At 59.0% G+C, this 20,532-nt stretch carries 19 protein-coding genes; 7 read left to right on the plus strand and 12 right to left on the minus strand.

Annotated elements, in window-relative coordinates; translation table 11 throughout:
* Nucleotides 1–2: 2 nt before the first annotated feature.
* Nucleotides 3–584 carry a DUF3306 domain-containing protein gene (locus NOR97_RS06090; RefSeq protein ID WP_257600551.1) on the minus strand — a complete coding sequence of 194 codons (582 nt, stop codon included), beginning with the start codon at nucleotides 582–584 and terminating at the stop codon, nucleotides 3–5.
* Nucleotides 581–1,135 carry a DUF3305 domain-containing protein gene (locus NOR97_RS06095; RefSeq protein WP_257600552.1) on the minus strand — a complete coding sequence of 185 codons (555 nt, stop codon included), beginning with the start codon at nucleotides 1,133–1,135 and terminating at the stop codon, nucleotides 581–583. The genes NOR97_RS06090 and NOR97_RS06095 overlap by 4 nt, the downstream gene beginning before the upstream one ends.
* A 263-nt stretch (nucleotides 1,136–1,398) precedes the next feature.
* Between NOR97_RS06095 and NOR97_RS06100 the strand changes: the two genes are divergently transcribed.
* On the plus strand, nucleotides 1,399–3,351 hold the full coding sequence (locus tag NOR97_RS06100) for a 4Fe-4S binding protein (protein WP_257600553.1): 1,953 nt from the start codon (nucleotides 1,399–1,401) through the stop codon (nucleotides 3,349–3,351).
* Here NOR97_RS06100 and NOR97_RS06105 read toward each other — a convergent pair.
* A complete protein-coding gene (locus NOR97_RS06105) occupies nucleotides 3,345–4,073 on the minus strand; it encodes a cytochrome c (protein ID WP_257600554.1) in 729 nt (242 codons plus the stop codon). The genes NOR97_RS06100 and NOR97_RS06105 overlap by 7 nt on opposite strands.
* 122 nt (nucleotides 4,074–4,195) lie before the next feature.
* Between NOR97_RS06105 and NOR97_RS06110 the strand changes: the two genes are divergently transcribed.
* Genes NOR97_RS06110 through NOR97_RS06120 form a run of 3 tightly spaced genes read left to right on the plus strand, consistent with a single transcriptional unit; the run spans nucleotide 4,196 to nucleotide 6,428 of the window.
* Entirely contained in the window at nucleotides 4,196–5,257 is a 1,062-nt protein-coding gene (locus tag NOR97_RS06110; RefSeq protein ID WP_257600555.1) for an Mrp/NBP35 family ATP-binding protein, read from the plus strand.
* Nucleotides 5,254–5,952 carry a biotin/lipoate--protein ligase family protein gene (locus tag NOR97_RS06115; RefSeq protein WP_257600556.1) on the plus strand — a complete coding sequence of 233 codons (699 nt, stop codon included), beginning with the start codon at nucleotides 5,254–5,256 and terminating at the stop codon, nucleotides 5,950–5,952. The genes NOR97_RS06110 and NOR97_RS06115 overlap by 4 nt, the downstream gene beginning before the upstream one ends.
* Entirely contained in the window at nucleotides 5,949–6,428 is a 480-nt protein-coding gene (locus tag NOR97_RS06120) for a DUF6505 family protein (protein WP_257600557.1), read from the plus strand. Before NOR97_RS06115 ends, NOR97_RS06120 begins: the two co-directional genes overlap by 4 nt.
* On the opposite strand, the gene NOR97_RS06125 is transcribed toward NOR97_RS06120, so the two are convergent.
* The 8 genes from NOR97_RS06125 to acs form a co-directional block, all read right to left on the minus strand.
* The gene (locus NOR97_RS06125) at nucleotides 6,425–6,925 is read right to left on the minus strand and encodes a flavin reductase family protein (RefSeq protein ID WP_170344652.1); all 501 of its coding nucleotides are present in this window, start codon (nucleotides 6,923–6,925) and stop codon (nucleotides 6,425–6,427) included. The genes NOR97_RS06120 and NOR97_RS06125 overlap by 4 nt on opposite strands.
* A gap of 88 nt (nucleotides 6,926–7,013) precedes the next feature.
* Nucleotides 7,014–8,426, minus strand: a complete 1,413-nt coding sequence (locus tag NOR97_RS06130; protein WP_257600558.1) for an exonuclease domain-containing protein — start codon at nucleotides 8,424–8,426, stop codon at nucleotides 7,014–7,016.
* Nucleotides 8,427–8,428: 2 nt separating this feature from the next.
* A complete protein-coding gene (locus tag NOR97_RS06135) occupies nucleotides 8,429–8,947 on the minus strand; it encodes a hypothetical protein (RefSeq protein WP_257600559.1) in 519 nt (172 codons plus the stop codon).
* A gap of 27 nt (nucleotides 8,948–8,974) precedes the next feature.
* The gene (locus tag NOR97_RS06140; RefSeq protein ID WP_257600560.1) at nucleotides 8,975–10,798 is read right to left on the minus strand and encodes a DUF294 nucleotidyltransferase-like domain-containing protein; all 1,824 of its coding nucleotides are present in this window, start codon (nucleotides 10,796–10,798) and stop codon (nucleotides 8,975–8,977) included.
* Nucleotides 10,799–10,906: 108 nt separating this feature from the next.
* On the minus strand, nucleotides 10,907–12,691 hold the full coding sequence (locus NOR97_RS06145) for a sodium:solute symporter family protein (RefSeq protein ID WP_170344648.1): 1,785 nt from the start codon (nucleotides 12,689–12,691) through the stop codon (nucleotides 10,907–10,909).
* 5 nt (nucleotides 12,692–12,696) lie between these two features.
* Entirely contained in the window at nucleotides 12,697–12,978 is a 282-nt protein-coding gene (locus tag NOR97_RS06150; RefSeq protein ID WP_170344753.1) for a DUF4212 domain-containing protein, read from the minus strand.
* Between the two features lie 180 nt (nucleotides 12,979–13,158).
* The gene (locus NOR97_RS06155) at nucleotides 13,159–13,842 is read right to left on the minus strand and encodes an adenylate kinase (protein ID WP_170344647.1); all 684 of its coding nucleotides are present in this window, start codon (nucleotides 13,840–13,842) and stop codon (nucleotides 13,159–13,161) included.
* Between the two features lie 7 nt (nucleotides 13,843–13,849).
* Nucleotides 13,850–15,814, minus strand: coding sequence for an acetate--CoA ligase (gene acs / locus NOR97_RS06160; RefSeq protein WP_170344646.1), 1,965 nt, complete (start codon nucleotides 15,812–15,814; stop codon nucleotides 13,850–13,852).
* Nucleotides 15,815–16,242: 428 nt separating this feature from the next.
* Between acs and NOR97_RS06165 the strand changes: the two genes are divergently transcribed.
* From NOR97_RS06165 to NOR97_RS06175, 3 genes are read left to right on the plus strand one after another with little or no spacing between them, the layout of a single operon-like run.
* Complete coding sequence (locus NOR97_RS06165) at nucleotides 16,243–17,259, plus strand: C4-dicarboxylate TRAP transporter substrate-binding protein (protein ID WP_257600561.1); 1,017 nt, start codon at nucleotides 16,243–16,245, stop codon at nucleotides 17,257–17,259.
* A gap of 57 nt (nucleotides 17,260–17,316) precedes the next feature.
* Complete coding sequence (locus tag NOR97_RS06170) at nucleotides 17,317–17,946, plus strand: TRAP transporter small permease (RefSeq protein WP_170344644.1); 630 nt, start codon at nucleotides 17,317–17,319, stop codon at nucleotides 17,944–17,946.
* Nucleotides 17,947–17,949: 3 nt separating this feature from the next.
* Complete coding sequence (locus NOR97_RS06175) at nucleotides 17,950–19,353, plus strand: TRAP transporter large permease (RefSeq protein WP_257600563.1); 1,404 nt, start codon at nucleotides 17,950–17,952, stop codon at nucleotides 19,351–19,353.
* Between the two features lie 137 nt (nucleotides 19,354–19,490).
* Here the strand turns inward: NOR97_RS06175 and NOR97_RS06180 are convergent, their stop codons facing one another.
* Nucleotides 19,491–20,531, minus strand: coding sequence for an ornithine cyclodeaminase (locus tag NOR97_RS06180; protein WP_257600565.1), 1,041 nt, complete (start codon nucleotides 20,529–20,531; stop codon nucleotides 19,491–19,493).
* Between the last annotated feature and the right edge of the window lies 1 nt (nucleotide 20,532).

Raw genomic sequence — 20,532 nt, forward strand, 5'->3', positions numbered from 1 at the left:
GGTCATCCTTCAAATTCAAATGTCATTCGACGTGGCACCGGGGGAAGGTCGACTTCTTCCGGCTCTTCCACCCGAGCGACGGAAACCGGCTCGGGAACGGGATCGGGTTCGACCGGCGCGGCCTCGGGTTCAGCGCGCGTACCGACTTCGCCTTCGGGTGCATCATCTTTGGCCTCTTCCGCGTCGGCCGCCAGTGCTTCGATATGCGCCAGCATGCCTTTGCCAACCTGATAGGCGGTTTGCATGTTTTCGATCACGCAGGCCGCATCGGTATAGTCCTCGCCGTAATCAACCAGCCCGTCGACATTGGCCAGAACCGGGTTCAGCCGCCACAGCCGACGCAGGGCGCGGCGACGCAGGCGATCGGGCACGGCCTTGGCCATGAAGCCCGAAACATCGTCACCGGGTTGCAGGGTCTCTGGGTCGGGAAGGTTGAACTCGGCCAGAATCTCGGCGTCATCCTTTTCTTCCAGCTCCGCTTGCCGTTCTGCGATTACCTGTTCTTCAAGGGCCAGCGCTTCGGCTTTGGCTTCGGCCTGAACGGCGGCCTTTCGGCGAGACCAGAAACCATCGGGCCGGGTCATTGCAGCGCCTTTCTCGGGGCGCGGTACACGTCCGACGTCTGCCGGATGCGCGCGTCACCCTTGCCGTCTTCAACCAGATCTGTCCGCTTCTTGTCGCGGCGGCGCTTGACGAACACTTCGTGCTGATGATGTTTCAGAGCGAAATCGCGAACCCAGGCAATCAACCCTTCGGTCATCGGGATCTTCTCGACAATTTCTTCGCCAGTATCCGCATAGTCCTGCCCCTCGAACGGAGAGGCGGTGATCAGCACTGCATTCAGGGGTGTTTCGCCCTTCAGTTCGTCCCGCAGCACAAGGTACAGCGAAGGCTGACCATCCGACAGGTTGACCATGTAGGCTTCGGTTTCATCTGCCCAGAGCGTCAGGGGCAGGGTGGCCGCGTGATACTCGACCGCATCGCCTTCACGGCGCAACTCCTGCCAGTCGGCCGGCCCCGCGCCGGGTAAAAGGGCCACGGCACGCCAGTTCCACCGGGCCCAACGTGTGACCCCGGGTGTCTTGCGCACGATGACGCCAACCGGCATTTCACTTTGGCTTGCGGCCTTGGCCACTGGCTCCTCCCCGAAAGGCTCTCACGTGCCTTTCCACGTCCACTATGGTACACAAACTGGCTTTGTGCCAAGCCTATGCTCTACGACTTTGGTCGTAGTCCAAGGTAGCAACTGCGTGAGCAGGCCCCGTGAATGCTTGTGTTTCCTGGCATTTATTGCCGAAATTCAACCCTGTGCAGGAAATGCGGCAAGGGGTTGAAGTTGCTTTCCCGGGGGTACAGCCTAGTGTGCATGGAACCGGGACGGTTTCCCGAGGAGCGGATATGGCCACGAAACTTCTGCTATGTGATTGCGCCGGTACTCAGGTGCTGGACCCGGACGTGATTGAGAGCGCTTGCAGTATCAGGTGTTCCAGAGTGCATACCGCGCTTTGTACATCCGAACTGGAAACAGCCGCCAAGCTGATGCAGGAAGGCGAAACAGTCATTGCCTGCCTGCAAGAGCAGGAAGTTTTTCGGTCACTGGCCGAAGATCTGAATATCGACGCGCCCGGGATTGTCGATCTGCGCGATCGGGCCGGGTGGTCCGACCAAGGTGCGGATGCGACCCCCAAGATGGCCGCATTGGCGGCCGAGGCCGTTCTGGCGCAACCGGTAACACCCAGTGTGGATGTCTTCAGTGAAGGCACTTGTTTCATCATCGGGCCCGGTGCGGTGGCCTTTGATCTGGCTGAGCGTCTGGCGGATTCGTTGGCAGTGACCGTTATGACGACTGATCTGTCGGAACCTCTGTCGCGGGACTATGACGTGGTGCGGGGGCGGTTGCGTTCGGTTTCCGGTGCGCTCGGTGGGTTTTCGCTGCGTCTGGACGCGCTTCAGCAGGTCGTGCCCGGTGGGCGCGGCGCGTTTGCATGGACCGATCCAAAGGACGGCGCGCATTCCGCATGCGACATTGTCATTGACCTGGCAGGAGAAACGCCTTTCGTACAGGCCCCGGCCAAGCGCGAAGGCTATCTGCGGGCTGATCCCAGGGATGCGGTTGCGGTGGAAAGGCTGGCTTTTGAAGCCGCGCAATTGGTGGGAACATTCGAAAAGCCACTTTATGTGCGGGTGGAAGAAACCCTGTGTGCCCATTCCCGGGCCGGGCAGGTGGGCTGTTCCAACTGTCTGGATATCTGCCCAACCGGAGCGATTTCCCCGGCGGGCGAGTATGTTGCCGTCGATCCGATGGTATGTGCAGGCTGTGGTGCATGCGCCGCGCTGTGCCCTTCGACGGCCATAACCTATGAAGACCCACCTGTTTCGGCGCTGTTGTCGCGGATGCATATTCTGGCTCGCACCTATCGACGGGCCGGCGGCACCGCGCCTCGGCTGCTTGTCCATGACGCCCACGGGGCCGAGATGATTAGGTTGGCCGCGCGTTTCGGGCGTGGATTGCCTTCGGACGTCATCCCTTTGGAACTGAACGTGATATCCGGCTTTGGCCATGCCGAGATGCTGGCGGCTCTGGCGCATGGGTTTGCACGGGTGGATGTTCTTTTGGCACCGTCGACCGAACGCGAAGCGCTGAACCGGGAACTTGAATTGGCACATGCCATTGCAGGCCCAGAGGGCACCGGCCTGATTGATGAGGCTGACCCCGATGCGATGTCCGATCTGCTGTACGGGCAAGCGGTGCCCCGGCCTTTGTCCGATCCGGTTCTGCCTATGGGCAATCGCCGGCAAATTGCACGGCTGGCAGCGCAGGCGCTGAACCCGCAGGCCGACGCGCCTTTGCCATTGCCCGAGAATGCGCCTTACGGGGCGGTTGCAGTGAATACCGACAGCTGCACCCTGTGCCTCAGCTGCGTGTCGCTATGCCCATCCGGTGCCTTGATCGACAACCCGGACAAGCCGCAACTGAACTTCCAGCAAGACGCCTGTCTGCAATGCGGGATGTGCAAGACCATTTGCCCCGAGGATGCGATCACGCTTGTTCCACAACTTGATCTCAGCGACGCGGCCCTGTCACAGCAGGTTCTGAACGAAGAAGAACCTTTTGCCTGCGTGGAATGCGGGGCGCTGTTCGGCGTGAAGTCCACGGTCGAGCGGATCATGGAGAAGCTGTCGGGCACGCACCCGATGTTCGCGACTTCGGATCAGGCGCGGATGATCCAGATGTGTGACGATTGCCGGGTGAACGTGCAGTTCCAACACCAAGACAATCCGTTCCAGTCAAAACCCAGGCCTCGGGTCGTCACGACCGAGGATTACTATTCGGACAGAAAGGATCACTGAAGCTTAAGGGGGGCGCCCAAATCTGCGGCGTCGATGCGCGATACGAACGCAAGGATCGCGTCAAGATCATCCAATGTCATCTCAACCGGGTGAATTGGGGAAGGGCGTTCGGGATCAAAAGGGGGCGTCAGCCCGTCGATCTGCGTGAATGCAGGGTGGGGGTTCAGGGCGAAAAACGCCTCGAACCGCCGCGACCAGTCAGGCATTGCGCGCAGAACGGCGAAAGAGGGCGTCGACCCCAGGCCATTCATACGGTTCCTTGGCCCGATGACATGACAGCGCCCGCAATGGGTCATCGACAATTCTTCGCCGAGTTGGGTGTCGCCTTCGACGATGTCACCGGATTCAACCACGGCAATATCAAAATTGGCAGAGTAGGGTTCTCCGTCTGCCGGAGCAAAGCTTTCCACCGTGCGCTTGCCGATGTCCGACTTCAGCCATTCCAGAAAACGGGCCTGGCGGTCACTGTCTTCGATACGCAGGTGATAGATCACCTCGCCGCGGGCAAAGACCGGATCACCGGGCGGAGCGGTTTCCAGCACCATAACCCCGGCGTCGTCTGCAATAACACGGATCCCGGTCTTGAGAGAGAAGCGAGGAAGGATATGTTGCAACAGGCCAGAGTCTTTAACCTCGGCCGGGGCCGCAAGGCCAATCGCCTCTTGTGGCCAAGAGGGGGTGGCAGAGAGCGTCAGGCTCAGGCACAAGAGGACAAAGCGCATGGCTCAACGTAACTTCGCGGGGCGGGATGCGTCAAATGAACAGACAAAGACGGAGACACGTGCAATGAGCGGCGAGTCGATATGCGCGCCCCTGTCAGCAGGGCACATCAAGGGGAACAAGCATGAGTGTTCGTGACGCGGTTCTGGCGAACCTGAAAAAGATCACCGACCCGGTATCCGGGCAGGACATCGTAAGCGCGGGCATCGTGCGCGCCCTGAATGTAGATGGCGACACGGTACGCTTCGTGCTTGAGATCGACCCGAAGCACGCGGAAAAGATGGAACCCGTCCGCGCCACGGCTGAAAAGGCCGCTCAGATGGTGGAGGGCGTTGCAAATGTTTCGGCCTTGATGACCGCGCATTCCGACAAGGCTCCGCCGGAACTGAAACCGAAACCCAAGCCATCGCAAACCGGGCCGCAGGCGGTGCCGGGTGTGGATCGGATCATTGCCGTTGCGTCCGGCAAGGGTGGGGTAGGCAAATCAACCGTTTCGGCCAACCTTGCCTGCGCATTGGCCGCAGAAGGTTGGCGTGTGGGTCTGCTGGACGCCGATGTCTACGGGCCGTCGCAGCCCCGGATGCTGGGTGTCTCGGGCCGCCCGGCCAGCCCTGACGGCAAGACGATCCTGCCGCTGCGCAACCACGGCGTCACCATGATGTCGATGGGCTTGATGACCAATGAAGGTCAGGCGGTTGTCTGGCGCGGGCCGATGCTGATGGGTGCGCTGCAACAAATGATGAGCCAGGTGCAATGGGGCGCGTTGGATGTTCTGATCGTCGATCTGCCACCCGGTACAGGCGACGTGCAACTGACGCTGAGCCAGAAGTTCCAGGTGGACGGAGCCATTGTCGTCTCGACGCCGCAAGACGTGGCCCTGATCGATGCCCGCAAGGGGATCGACATGTTCAATCAGCTCAAGACACCCATCATCGGGATGATCGAAAACATGTCCACGCATATCTGTTCGAACTGCGGGCATGAAGAACACGTTTTCGGTCATGGAGGTGTCAAGTCCGAGGCAGAGGCGCTGGGCGTGCCGCTGCTGGGCGAAATCCCCTTGCATCTGGACATCCGGGTCGCCGCTGACGGAGGCGCGCCCATCGTGGTCAGCAAACCTGACAGCCCGCAGGCCGAGGCATTCCGCAAGATCGCCCGCGACATGATTGCCAAAGGCAACGCATGAGCCAGCCGGTTTTCCCACCCTTGCTGACGGGCCACCCGGTTCAGGGTGGGGAAGACCCGTTCGAGCGCGCGCTGGCAATGGCTGCGCTGGGCTGTGATGCGGGGACGGTGGTTTACAATATTCAGGCGGATTTCCTGCGGGTGGCAATTGTTTTTGCCCCCGAGGTGCCGTTGCAGGATGCGGTGGTGATGTTGCCACTCTGCGCTGTGGGATTCCAGAACGCGCTGGGCGCCTTGGCCCCACCAGAACTTGCGGTGCATCTGGGTTGGGATGGTCTGATTTGCGTGAACGGGGCGCGTTGCGGCCGGTTCCGGACGGCGGCGTCGGCATCAATGCCTCAGGAAGAGCCGGACTGGCTGGTCGTCGGTTGGGAACTGACGCTGTTGCAAACCAGTGATGCGCCGGGTGAAACCCCAGATATCACCGCGCTGTACGATGAAGGCTGTGCCGAGGTTTCTGCAACGCAGCTGGTGGAAAGTTGGTCACGGCATATGTTGACCTGGCTCAACCGTTGGCAGGAGGATGGCAACGCATCCTTGCACGCCGAATGGATGGGCCTGCTGCGCGGCGTGGGCGAACCGCTGATCGATGGTGGCGTATTCCTTGGAACGGATGAACGTTTCGGGATGCTGATCCGCGACGGGGTCGATACGCATCTGCGCCCCCTGACCGACTTGTTGGAGAACCGAGAATGAAACTGGCCCGAGCGATCCATTTCGACGAAAGCGACATGAACGTGTTTCATTCCCCGGCGCGCACCGGTGAGTGGTGCGTTTCGGGCGGGTTCGAGTTTTCGAACTGGGGTCAGGGTGATCTTGAAGGCAAGGCGCGACAGGCCTTTGCGAACGGTTGGCTGGGATTGGAAACCTTTGGCCGGGTAACTTTTGTGGCCGTGACGCAGATCGAAGCCGCAGAGAAAAAACAGATCACGCGTGATCTGGCCGAACATTTTGTGCAGTTCTATGGCGCACCTTCGGTCGAGGCCGCATTGGGCGTTGCGCTAGCTGAAATCGACCACATGTCAGAGTTGTGCGAAGACCATACGGCCAACACGCTGTTGACCGTCGCAAGGGAATTGACCGACACAGGCGTGCACGAAGCTTTTCGGGTCATCACTCCACAGGACGCGGAGCTGGAGGCGCTCGCGGTTCACGGTTCGCTGGACGATTAGATCAGGTCGACAAAACCGCCGAACTGCCCGCGTTTGAAGATCAGCCCTTTGCCGGTGCGATACATGACCTGTTCCACCTGACCCACGATGATCAGATGATCACCGGCGTCATGACGGGCATGCAGACGGCAATCGAACCGGGCCAGACACTGGGCTAGATGCGGGCGCCCGGCCTCATCCTCGGTCCAGTCCGCATGTGAGAAATCCGCCCCATCGCGTGCAAACCGCAACGCCTGTTCCTGCTGATCCTGCGCCATGACGTGGATCGAATAGAGATCACAGGTACTGAACGTATCGAATCGGAATGATTCCTTGGCCAGACACCACAGGACCAGTGGCGGCTCCAATGAGACCGAGGCAAATGAATTCACCGTAATGGCACGCGGACCGTTGTCGGATTGCGCGGTAATTACCGTGACGCCGGTGCCAAAGCATCCCAGCGCTTCCCGAAAGGCGGGGCTTTGATCCGGGGTCGGTGTAAAGGTCTTTTCGGTCATTGCGCGCTTAATCCTTGGCCGCGCATCAGGTGCCATGCGCCGCCCGGATTGTCCATGAAAAGCTGACTGCAGGGTGCAATTTATGCCGTCAGTTCAGATCTTCCAGCAAACGACCATGTTTGCGGGTTTCCATGATCACCTCTCCAAAAGTCGTCAGGCCACGGGCTTTCAGGATCGGCAGCATCTTGACCAATGCCTCGGCCGTGGCAACCGCATCGCCAAGTGCGGTATGGCGCAACGTTTCGGGGATCGTGATTTCCAGCCTTTCACACAAGGCATCCAGTGTGTGCGTGTCGCTTGCCCCGAACAGCACCGCAGACAGCAAGACCGTGTCGAGTATCGGATGATCCCATTCAACACCCATCCGATCGGCTTGGCGGCGCAGGAACGCCATATCGAACGGGGCGTTATGCGCCACGATCACCGCGTCACGCGAAAACTGATGGAATACGCGCCCGGCTTCGGCAATATCGGGCGCGCCCTGAACCATGCGATCGCTGATCTTGTGTACCTTGGTCGAGGCAGGTGGAATGGGAATGCCGGGATCAACCAGCATGTCCAGATGCTCACCCTGAACGATTTTGCCGTTCAGGACGCGTACTGCGCCGATCTGCACGATCTCATCCTTGTGTGGCAGCAAACCGGTTGTTTCCGTGTCGAAGACCACGAAGCACAGATCCGACAGGGGGCGGTTCTCGAACGCATCATCCCCCGGCGTATTGAGAAGTTCGAAATCATAGACCAGCGGGCGGGCATCATCTGGTGACATTTGCGCTGCGCTGTCTTCGAAGACCAGCATATACCCGGGTGCATCCCCCAAAGGTTTCATCCGGGCGGAATATGTCTGCCGCCCATCCACGCTGGACAGGGTGCAATAGACGTCCTTTCCGGTTTTGCACATCTTGGCATAAGCGTCTGTCAGGCCGGTGGCTTCGAGATATTCGAAAAGAGAGGCGTTCAGACGAGGATGCGCGATCTGGGCGAGAACCTCGGCGGCCTGCCCATCGTACAGAACGATCTGGTGCTTCGGACTGGCCAGCAGCATGGCCACGGGGATCTCGGTCAACAGGGCGGTCAGGCGTTGTTTTTCTGCGGCCAGATGCGCGGTTTCGGCGGCCACGGCCTCGGCTGTGCGCATGGCGTTCGAGGCGAGTTGTTCCGCCAATCCCGCCGCAGCCGGGGCAAGATCGCCCAGATAACGCGCGGCCTGCATGTCCAGGTCGGTGCTTACACCGGCATGAGCACGGGCACGCAGCTGGGCGGAAAGCCGTTCGATCGGTTTGGCGACGTTGTCGTCAAATAGCAGCCAAACACCTGCAACCAGTGCCAGCAATCCAAATCCGATCAGGATTTCAGCAAAGACGAAATCATTCAAAAGATCAGGATTTCCCGCGCGGGAATAGGTGATCCAGAGAGCGGTGGCACTTATCGCAACCCCTCCAAAAGCCAGGAGGCAGAAGAACAGAAAAATCCTGAGCCTCAAACTCAATCCGGTCAGCATGATCACACCCCGCAAGTGGCTGCGATGACGGGGTCATTGGCTCCGGCTGCAATCCAGTCAGCGTTCACCAGACGCCCGTCCTCGGCAAATTCGGCACCATCCGCCAGGTTGGCGCGGCGGTTTTCTGCACAGTTCACGGCCACCGGCAGTTTCGAAACCGGAGCCCAGCGGCCAAAGAAGTAAAGATCGACAAGCCGTTGTTCCGGAACGTTTTCATTTGTCCGCACAGATACGGTGTCGATTGCCGCAAAGCGATCAACGAACGGCACCGCGTAGGTCCAGGGACGATAAAATGCGCGGCTTTCGACCTTTTGCACGATTGTCATCTCTTCGGGCAGTTGGTCGCGCGTGCGGTCATACCAGGAATATTCGCTGGTGATGGTCATTCCGATCATACCGAGGCCAGCCGCAACCGAAGTGGTCCATTTCGGCAAACGTCCTCCGGTCAGCTTGTTCAACAGAAGAACGATGCCTGCAAATGCGATCCCCGCAAAAACCGTGCCGATCAGTTCCAGAAACATGTGGTCTCTCCGTTCCTCAGACGCATGTCAGCCCAGCATTCCCTTGCCGTGGCCAACTGCCGATTGCATCGTTTTTACCACCACGAAAGCATCACGCAGATGACTTCGCTCAAAGTCCGACAATTCGGACGGTGGCAGGTAGTTGTCGGGCATCGCTCCGGATTTAACCAGCCGAACCTGATGCTCCAGCCGGGTTTCTGCGATCAGATCATAGGCATCCAGCAGGTCACGCGCACCAGAGGGGCTGAGCACACCGCTGGACTCGGCTGCTTTCAGGCGGGCGCGGGTGTTGGCCTCGGTCAGCTCGCCTTGCAGCGCGTAGATGCGCGCCAGATCGACGACGGGCACCACTCCGTTGTGTTTCAGATCCAGCGTGTTGCGATGCTCGCCCGAGCGGATCGTCGCGAAACCGCGCAGCAGGCCCAAAGGGGGCGTATGTTTGAGCGAGTTCGAAATCATGTGCGCGACGAAGATCGAGTTTGCCCTGGCCGCTGCCAGAGTGTCCGCTTGCAGATCGGCAAACAACTCAAACGCGCCGCCGATGGGGCGCAGGTCGAACATGACCGAGGCCAGCATTTGCGCCTCGGGGTTTGGCTTGGCAATCCAGCCCTTGAAATAGTCGCGCCAGACACGAACCGGCTGACACCAGCGCGGATTTGTCGCCATCATGTCGCCGGGGCAGTAAAAATACCCGCAGACGTCCAGCCCGTCAGAGACGAATTTGGCCAGTTTGGTGAAATAGGACATATCGGCGTCGGTGACGCTGTCATCCAGCATCAGGCAATTGTCCTGATCGGATACGCCGGTCTGTTCTTGCCGCCCCTGTGAGCCGCAGGCAAGCCACAGATAGGGTACAGGGGGCGGCCCCAGTTCGGTTTCAGCCAGTTTCAGCAGGCGGCGGGTAACGGTGTCGGCAATATCGGTGATCAGCCGCGTGACAATCTCATGCCGGTTCCCACCAGCAACCAACTGAACCAGCAACTGCGGAATTTCCGCCGTCACCCGCGCCATTTCTTCAGCGCTGTCGGCCTTTGCGATCCGACCAACCAGCTCGGCCGAGTTGACGGCCTGATAATGGGTCAGATCGGTCTGTGTCACGATCCCGACCAGACGACCGCCTTCGGAAATCGGGATGTGGCCAATGCCGCGCTCCATCATGATGTGAAGAACATCCGAACCGACATCGCTGGGCGACAGGGTCACGGGGTTTGCGGTCATGATTTCGGAAACCCGTGTGGTTGCGGGCAATCCGTCGGCGACAAATTTGCCCGAAATGTCCCGCAGGGTGGCGATGCCCTGCAACTTTTCTCCATCGGTCACGCAAAGCGACGAGATATGTTTGTCGCGCATGATTCGTGCCGCTTCCTGAACCGACGTGTCCGCAGGGCAGGTGGCGGGATTGCGTGCCATCAGAACGTCAATCGAACTGGTCGCAAGGCTTTGGGGGCCGCTGCGATCACCTCGGGTTCGGTTGAAGAATTTGGCGACGACGTCGTGGTTGTCGATCAAACTCCGCACCAAATCAGGTGGCAGCACCACCAGGACCGATGGTGTATGCGCGCGGGCTTTGGTGGCGGCCTTGCCGTCTCTCAGCAGGCCGCGCTCACCAAAGGAATTGCGCAACCCCAGATGAGAAACGACTGCACCGTTCTCGTCGGTGATCTCAACCTGTCCTTCATAGATCACGAACACACCGGGCAGGGTATGGCCGAGTTCATAGACTGACGCGTTTTCCTCAACCTCCCAGACCTCGATCTGCTTGACGATCTGGTCCAGCGCGTCAGCGGGCAATGCGTCATAGGGATGAACGGATTTCAGAAACCGGGCAATTTCATCGTGGGACAGGGGCATCTGATGTCTCCGGTGTTCTGGTTAAAAAATCCCGCCCGGTGGTATGCCGGGCGGGAACAGTGGATCGAAAGACGCGGTCGAAGGCAAGTGCCGACAACCGCATCATACTCAGTGATCCTGAGCTGCGCCCGCACCACGGGGAATGCGTACGCTTTCGACCAGATCCTTGATCTCCTGCGGAGTTTCCTTGGTCATGCCTGCAACGATGTAGGCCGTCGCAAAGTTGACCATGGCACCAATCGCGCCGAACGAGGTCGACTTGATCGGACCCAGCAGGGGGTCTGCATCGGTGAACGAGTTGGTGCCCGGAATGAACAGCCAGCCCTTGTGCAGGAAGATGTAGACCAGGGTGACGGTCAGACCAGCCAGCATGCCTGCGACCGCGCCGGTGTTGTTGATGCGGGTCGAGAAGATCCCCATCATCAGCGCCGGGAAGATCGAAGCCGCCGCCAGACCGAAGGCCAGCGCCACTGTCTGCGCCGCAAAGCCCGGTGGGTTCAGACCCAGATAGGTTGCGACAACGATGGCAACAGCCATTGCGATCCGCGCCGACAGAAGCTCGCCTTTTTCCGAGATCTGCGGGTTGATCGCACCTTTGATCAGGTCATGCGACACGGCCGACGAGATTGCCAGCAGCAGACCCGCAGCGGTGGACAGGGCAGCCGCAAGACCACCAGCCGCGACCAGACCGATCACCCAACCCGGCAGGTTGGCAATCTCGGGGTTGGCCAGAACCAGGATGTCGCGGTTGAACTTGGTCAGCTCGTTACCGACCCAGCCTTTTTCTTCGGCAAGTGCCTGCATGTCGGCATTCTTGTCGTTGTAGTACTGGATCTTGCCGTCGCCGTTCTTGTCTTCCCAATCCAGCAGACCGGTTTTCTGCCACGTGGCCATCCAGTCATAGCGGGCGTCATTGTCGATTTGTTCAACAGACACAGCTCCGCCTTCGATGCCGCCATTGGGCCACATCATGTCACTGATGTTCAGACGCGCCATGGCACCAACCGCGGGGGCGGTCAGATACAGCAGAGCGATGAAGACCAGCGCCCAGCCAGCAGACCAACGTGCGTCAGCCACTTTGGGAACGGTGAAGAAGCGCATGATGACGTGCGGCAGACCCGCCGTACCGATCATCAGCGACAAGGTGAACAGCACCATGTTCAGTGTGTTCGAGTGGTGGGCCGTGTATTCATTGAAGCCCAGCTCGGTCACGATGGCGTCCAGCTTGGTCAGCAGGGGTTCACCGCTGGCGGTGTCACCAAACAGACCCAGCGCCGGAACCGGCGTGCCGGTCAGCTGCAACGAGATGAAGATCGCCGGAATGGTGTAGGCGGTGATCAGCACGCAGTACTGAGCAACCTGGGTGTAGGTCACGCCTTTCATTCCGCCAAACACCGCGTAGGCAAACACAACCGCTGCACCGATCAACAGGCCCGAGGTGTTTGACACTTCGAGGAAGCGGCCAAAGGCCACGCCGACGCCGGTCATCTGACCGATCACGTATGTCACCGAGGCAACGATCAAACAGATCACCGCAACGATACGCGCGGTCTGGCTGTAGAAGCGGTCGCCGATGAACTCGGACACGGTGTACTTGCCGAATTTGCGCAGATAGGGCGCAAGCAGCAGAGCCAGCAGCACGTAACCACCGGTCCAGCCCATCAGGAACGAGCTGTTGTCGTAGCCGGTGAAGGCAATCAGACCCGCCATCGAGATGAACGAAGCCGCAGACATCCAGTCTGCCGCCGTTGCCATACCGTTGGTGACAGGATGGATGCCGCGACCCGCAGCGTAAAATTCAGATGTGGACCCCGCCCGGGCCCAGATCGCGATGCCGATGTACAGCGCGAAGGATGCGCCGACAAACAGCAGGTTGATGGTAAACTGATCCATGGGGTTTACTCCTCAACACCGTATTCGGCGTCTAGCTTGTTCATGCGCCAGGCGTAGTTGAAGATCAGCACCAGAAAGACCAAAATCGATCCCTGTTGTGCGAACCAAAAGCCCAGATCGGTTCCGCCGACGGCGATCCCCGACAGCATCGGACGCAGCAGAATGCCGAATCCAAACGACACCAGCGCCCAAATCGCGAGGCTGATGTAGATGAGGCGCAGGTTGGCCTGCCAATAGCCCTTGTCGGACTCGGCAGTCTGCGCGGAGTTTGTTGAATGATCCGCCATCGCGGGTTCCTCCTTCGCTTCCTCGTTGGACGGCCCGATGCCTACATCCTCCAGTGCGTCGGGCCGCTTCTCACTTGCGCCAGACGCCACGTGACGTCAGGCAAAACTCCACCAGTCCGCCAAGGCGGTCTTTTGAAGTATTCTGTTTGGGATCAGAGCCTTGCGGCTCTTATCCACCCCCTAATTCATTGCTTCGCCAACGATCCCTTCAAGTTCATTGGCAATGTCTTCGATCCTGCCCATGGCGTTTGCACGCTTCAGCACGCCCTGACCGTCATAGTAGGCGATCAGTGGTGCTGTCTGCGCGTGGTACGCTGCAAGGCGCGAGGCCACCGTTTCGGCATTGTCATCCGCGCGGCGCTTGAATTCGGTATGACCGCATTTGTCGCATTTGCCTTCTTCGGCAGGCTTCTTGAACTGGTCGTGGTACCCTTCGCCACAGCCGGCGCAGGTGTAGCGGCCCGAAATACGGGTCACCATTTCTGCGTCTTCCACCTCGAGGCTGATCGCGGCGTTGATCTTCTGGCCGTTGGAGGCCAGCAGGCTGTCCAGCGCTTCGGCCTGAACCGTCGTGCGCGGGAAACCGTCCAGAATGACGCCCTTGGCGCAATCCGGCTGTGCCATGCGGTCGCGCAGGATGGCGATGACGATCTCGTCGCTGACCAGATCGCCGGCTTCCATTACGGCCTTTGCCGCTTTGCCGGCTTCGGTTCCGGCCGCGACGGCTTCGCGCAGCAGGTCACCGGTGCTGAGTTGAACAAGTCCGAATTTCTCTTCCAGCATCCGGGCCTGTGTACCTTTCCCGGCACCCGGAGGGCCGAGAAGGATGACAACGGCGGGCGTGGTGATCGTGGCAGCGTCCATCACATCCTCACTTGTTCGCACGGTTTTCGATCAGGTCTTCGACCACCGACGGATCGGCCAGTGTCGAAGTGTCGCCCAACGATCCGAAATCGTTCTCGGCGATCTTGCGCAGGATACGGCGCATGATCTTGCCCGAGCGCGTCTTCGGCAGGCCGGGTGCCCACTGGATCACATCCGGAGACGCAATCGGGCCGATCTCGGTGCGGACCCATGTGCGCAGCTCTTTCATCAGCTCGTCCGAGGGCTCGCGATCATTCATCAAGGTGACGTAGCAATAGATGCCTTGCCCTTTGATTTCATGAGGGTATCCAACCACGGCAGCCTCGGCCACAGCAGCATGCGCAACCAGCGCGCTTTCCACTTCGGCCGTGCCCATGCGGTGACCGGACACGTTGATCACGTCATCTACACGACCGGTGATCCAATAGTCACCATCTTCGTCGCGGCGGCAGCCGTCACCCGTGAAGTAATAGCCTTTGTAATCCGAAAAATAGGTTTTCTCGAACCGCTCATGATCGCCCCAGACGGTGCGCATCTGGCCGGGCCAGCTGTCTTTGATGCACAGAACGCCCTCGACACCGTTGCCTTCGATTTCGACACCGGATTGCGGGTCCAGAACCACCGGTTCGATGCCAAAAAATGGCTTCATTGCCGATCCGGGCTTCATCGCATGTGCGCCGGGCAGCGGCGTCATCAGGTGGCCGCCGGTTTCGGTCTGCCACCAGGTGTCGACGATGGGGCATTTGCCTTTGCCGACAACGTCGTTGTACCAGGTCCATGCCTCGGGGTTGATGGGCTCGCCCACGGTGCCCAGGATGCGCAGGCTGGACAGGTCGCAATTTTCGACGAACTCGTTGCCCTGACCCATCAGCGCGCGGATTGCGGTGGGGGCGGTGTAGAACTGGTTCACCTTGTGCTTTTCGCAGACCTGCCAGAAACGCGAGGCATCGGGATAGGTCGGCACGCCTTCGAACATCAGCGTGGTCGCGCCATTGGCCAGCGGCCCATATACGATATAGCTGTGGCCAGTCACCCAACCCACGTCCGCAGTACACCAGTACACGTCACCTTCGTGATAATCGAATGTGATCTCGTGTGTCATCGCAGCATAAACCAGATAGCCGCCGGTCGTGTGCACAACGCCCTTGGGCTGACCGGTCGAACCCGACGTGTAAAGAATGAACAACGGATCTTCGGCGCTCATCTCGGCAGGGGCGCAGTAGTCGTCCGCCTCAAGCGCCATTTCGTTGTAGTCATAGTCGCGACCGTCGATCCAGGTGGTCTGACCGCCAGTGCGCTTGACCACAAGGCATTTCACCGTGTCCTTGCAGTGCAGCAGGGCGGCGTCTGCGTTGGACTTCAGCGGCGTTTTGCGACCACCGCGCGGGGCCTCATCTGCCGTAATCACGACCTTTGCGTCGCACCCATTGATCCGTGCGGCCAGAGCGTCGGGCGAGAAGCCCGCGAAAACGATCGAGTGAATTGCGCCGATCCGCGCACAGGCCAGCATGGCATAAGCGGCTTCGGGGATCATCGGCAGATAGATGACGACGCGATCGCCCTTGCGGACACCCAGGGATTCCAGAATGTTGGCCATCCGGCAGGTGCGCCGGTGCAATTCTGCGTAAGAGATATGCTGGGCCGGGTCATTCGGATCATCCGGTTCCCAGATGATCGCGGTCTGGTCGCCGCGGGTTTTCAGATGACGATCCAGGCAGTTGGCCGATACATTCAACGTGCCATCGGCATACCAGTTGATCTTGACCGAGCCAAATTCGTAACTGACGTCCTTGACCTGAGTGAAGGGCTTGATCCAGTCGATGCGCTTGCCTTGCTCGCCCCAGAACGTGTCGGGGTCGCTGATTGAGGCTGCGTACATGTCGGCATACTTTGCGGCATCGACATGCGCACGAGCGACGGTTTCTGCGGATGGCGGATAAGTCTTGGCATCTGCCTGGGCAGCGGTGGTCATCTTTGAGGCTCCTCCCTCTGGACTGGATTGCATGTGGATTTTTTGCCTGTCATTCAGGCAATGTCGATCCTGTTCCTCCCCAAGTTTGAATATTACCGCGTTCTGAAAATAAATAAATAAATTGGTGTAATCCTTGGATTTCTTTGTAAAGAAATTTTTGCAATTTGGATTAATTTGTAAAAAAGCTGGAAAGAAGATCGTCAAAATATAGCGAAAACAGAAACTTGAATGTAATGAGTATTGTGGGTGCTGCCTGTCAATTGTGTTTGCAAGGACGGCTGAGCTCAGCGCTTCTGTCGTTTTAGGTCATTTTGGGTCTACTTCCCAAAAATTACGCAAATCCCGGACAGGGTTGGCACGATCGAATGTTGGCGCTAGCTTGATCGACAAGCGCCTCGGTAGGGGGCGCACCTATGGGAGACGAAACTATGAAAAAGATGTTGAGCGGTGCCGCAATCGCCGCCCTTGGCGTTGCTTTTGTGACCGAAGCCGCCGCAACGGAATGGAACGCATCCGTCTGGGGCAAGCGCCGCGCCTTTACGGAACATGTAGAAAAACTGGCCGAACTGGTCAGCGAGAAAACCGGTGGCGAATTCACCATCAATGTCAGCTATGGCGGGTTGTCCAAACCCAAGGAAAACCTGGACGGGATCGAAATCGGCGCCTTCGAGATGGCTCAGTTCTGTGCTGGCTACCACCGCGACAAGAACCGGGCGATCACCGTATTGGAATTGCCGTTTCTGGGTGTGAACAACTTGCAGGAAGAAGTAGCGGTCAGCCATGCGGTATACGACCATCCGGCAGTCAAGGAAGAGATGGCACAATGGAATGCCCGCATCATCATGACCTCGCCAATGCCGCAGTATAACCTTGTCGGCACCGGCGAGCCGCGGGATGAACTTGCTGAATTTGACGGAATGCGGGTCCGGGCGACCGGTGGCCTTGGTCAGGCCTTCGAGGCGGTCGGAGGAGTGCCCACATCGGTTCCGGCGACAGAAGCCTTCAATGCGATGGAATCGGGCGTCGTCGACACCGTGGCCTTTGCCCAGCATGCGCACCTTTCGTTCGGAACGATCAACGAAGCGGACTGGTGGACCGCGAACCTGAATCCGGGAACGGTGAACTGCCCGGTTGTGGTCAACATCGATGCCTACGAGGCGCTGCCAGCCGAACATCGTGAAGCTCTGGACAGTTCGATCGATGAAGCGATCGACCATTACCTGGCGAATTACGGCGGCCTGCTCGAACAATGGGACAGCGTCCTGGAAGAAAAGGGTGTCCAGAAGGTCATGATCGACGACGCGGTAATTGAAGAGTTCCGCACGAAGGCCGCTGATCCGATCCGTGAAAAATGGATTGCGGACATGACCGCACAGGGTCTGCCGGCGCAGGACCTTTACGATCTTGTCCAGACGACGCTGAAGCAACAGCGCGGCGGCAACTGATCCACAAGGCCGGGTGCTTTCACGGCGCCCGGCAACAAACAACAAGGAATCACCGGAATGGCAGGACAAGCCACGGTTCTGGTAGACGGCAGCCGTCTGAGCCAGCTGGATCAGCGTTTGCTCGTGCTCGAACGGTTTCTGGCACTGATCAGCGGATTGGCGGTTTTTTCACTGATGGTGTTGGCCGTCGTGTCCGTCAGTGGTCGGAATGCACTGAATGCTCCTTTGCCGGGCTATGTTGACTGGATAGAACAGGCGATGCCTCTCATCGCTTTTCTGGGCATTTCATATGTTCAGCGCGATGGGGGGCATATCCGTATGGATATCGTCATTTCCCGCTTGCACGGACGAGCGTTGTGGCTGTTTGAACTGCTCTCGGTGGTTCTGATCCTGATCCTGATGCTGGCTCTGGTTTGGGGCAGCTGGTCTCATTTCGACCGGTCGTTTGATTTCGGCGCCCCAATGTGGAGCCGGGACAGTTCGATCGATATCGGCATTCCCTTGTGGCCGGCCAAGCTTCTGGCACCCGTTGCATTTTCCGTTCTCTGCCTGCGCCTTGCGCTGCAAGTCTGGGGGTATGGCCGGGCGTTCTGGCTGGGGCTGGACGCTCCGGCGGCCGTTCCGTTGATACAGGATGCAGCGGCGCTGGCAGCGGCCGAGGCCGAACAGTTCGAAGGGCAGGACTGATACATGGACACGATTGAGATTGGCCTCTGGGTCACAGGCGGCCTTCTGGTTCTTGTCGTGGCGGGCATGCGGGTTGCCTTCGCAGCCGGTTTGGCGGGACTTGTCGGACTGTTTTGGATTTTCTGGGCCAAGTTCGGTTACGATCCGGAACGGTTTGGCAAGGCGCTGACAGTGGCGGTCAAGACCGCGGGGCAGGTGCCACATTCCAAGGTCGCGTCCCACACTCTCAGCCTGATTCCGACCTTCATCCTGATCGGGTACCTGGCATATTACGCGGGGCTTACCCGCGCTTTGTTCGAGGCCGCAAAACGCTGGGTCGCATGGGTGCCCGGAGGGTTGGCGGTGTCGACCGTTTTCGCCACGGCCGGCTTCGCTGCGGTGTCCGGTGCTTCGGTCGCGACGTCCGCCGTCTTTGCCCGTATCGCGATTCCCGAAATGCTGAAGGTGGGCTACAACAAACGCTTCGCAGCCGGTGTGGTTGCCGCAGGCGGGACGCTGGCATCCCTGATCCCGCCTTCGGCCATTCTGGTGATCTACGCGATCATCGTCGAGCAGGATGTCGGGAAGCTGCTGTTGGCGGGTTTTATTCCGGGCGCGTTTTCCGCAATCGTATACGGCCTTCTGATCGTCGGGATCGCCGTGATCTTCAAATCCGTTGGCCCGCCGGTCACGGGGTTTACCTGGAAACAGCGCTTTGCGGCACTTCCCGGTGCCTTCCCGATTGTCGCCGTCATCCTGATCATCATCTGCTTTGTCTACAATCCGTTTGGTGAAAAGGCGTGGGGCACTCCGACGGAAGGCGGTGCCATTGGTGCCTTCATCGTGTTCTGTTTTGCCTTGTTCCACGGAATGCGCTGGGCCGAGCTCAAATCCGCGCTGTTGGAAACCGCCAAACTGACGGCGATGATCTTTTCGATCATCTGGGGCGTTCTGATCTATGTGCGCTTTCTTGGTTTTGCAGACCTGCCGGGTGCTTTCTCGGATTGGATCACGGGGCTCGAGATGTCGCCGATGATGATCCTGATCTGCATTCTGCTGGCATACGCGGTGTTGGGCATGTTCATGGATGCAATTGGAATGCTGCTTTTGACCTTGCCCGTGGTCTATCCGGCGGTGATGGCCTTGAATGGTGGTGAAACCGTCAGTGCCGCCGACAGCGCGTTTGGAATGTCCGGTCCGATGTGTGCGATTTGGTTTGGTATTCTGGTTGTCAAAATGGCCGAGTTTTGCCTGATTACACCACCTATCGGGCTGAATTGCTTTGTCGTTGCCGGTGTACGCCCGGACCTGAGTGTTCAAGATGTGTTCAAAGGCGTCACGCCCTTTTTCATCGCTGACGCCCTGACCATCGCGGCGCTCGTTGCTTTCCCGGGTATTGTCCTCTACCTGCCATCGCTTGCGGGATAGCTCGGAAGCGAGGCTCTGCCTCGCGCTCCGGGATATTTGTGGCCAGATGAAATTCGGACCCCTTGCTTCATCTGGCTGAAAATATCCCGGGGGAGGCGCGCGCAGCGCGGCGGGGGCAGCGCCCCCAAGATTGCGTGCTATCCGGCTCGCATCAACATTCCGAACAGATCGCGGGGATCGTCCGGGTCGGCCAACATGTCCAGAGGTTCAAAGAAGGTTGTACCTTCAATCGCCTGTTTCACATAGCGCAGGGCCGAGAAATCCTCGATGGCAAAGCCTACACTGTCGAACAAAGTGATCTGCCGCTCATCGGTGCGCCCCTTGGCCGCGCCAGTGATGACCTGCCACATCTCAGTCACAGGGTGATCTGAATCCAGCGCCTGAATTTCGCCTTCGATCCGGGTTTGTTCAGGGTATTCGACGAAGATGTCCGAACGTAACAGGATGTCGCGATGCAACTCGGTCTTGCCGGGGCAATCGCCTCCGATGGCGTTGATGTGCACACCGGGCCCGACCATGTTGTCGGTCAGGATCGTTGCGTATTTCTTGTCTGCCGTGCAGGTGGTGATGATCTGGGCGCCTTCGATGGCGTCTTCCGGCGTTTTGCAAGGGATGACTGTCAGGCCCTTGCCCTGCAAGTTCGCCGCGCATTTCGACGTGGCATTCGGATCGATGTCATAAAGCCGAACGGTGTCGATCCCGCACATTGCCTTGAAGGCGAGGCACTGGAATTCGGACTGTGCGCCATTGCCGATCATGGCCATCGTCCTGGCATTTTTCGGGGCCAGATAGCGCCCGACCAATGCCGAAGTCGCCGCCGTGCGCAGCGCAGTCAGCATAGTCATTTCGGTCAACAGCGTCGGATATCCGGTGTAGACATCCGCCAGCAGGCCGAATGCAGTAACGGTTTGCAGCCCTTCGGAGGTGTTCTTGGGGTGGCCGTTTACATATTTGAACCCGTACGCCTCGCCATCCGAAGTTGGCATCAGCTCAATCACGCCATGAGGAGAATGCGCTGGAATGCGCGGTGTCTTGTCGAAGCTTTCCCATCGTTTGAAATCGGCCTCGATCTGAGCGGCAATCTGCGTGATCATCTGTTCGACGCCAATGTGGTGAACCAGTCGCATCATGTTGTCGACGGAAACGAATGGTACCAGGGCCTTGTCTGAAGGTTGCATG

Origin of the sequence: Ruegeria sp. YS9, from assembly GCF_024628725.1 — a bacterium.
Classification (GTDB): domain Bacteria; phylum Pseudomonadota; class Alphaproteobacteria; order Rhodobacterales; family Rhodobacteraceae; genus Ruegeria; species Ruegeria atlantica_C.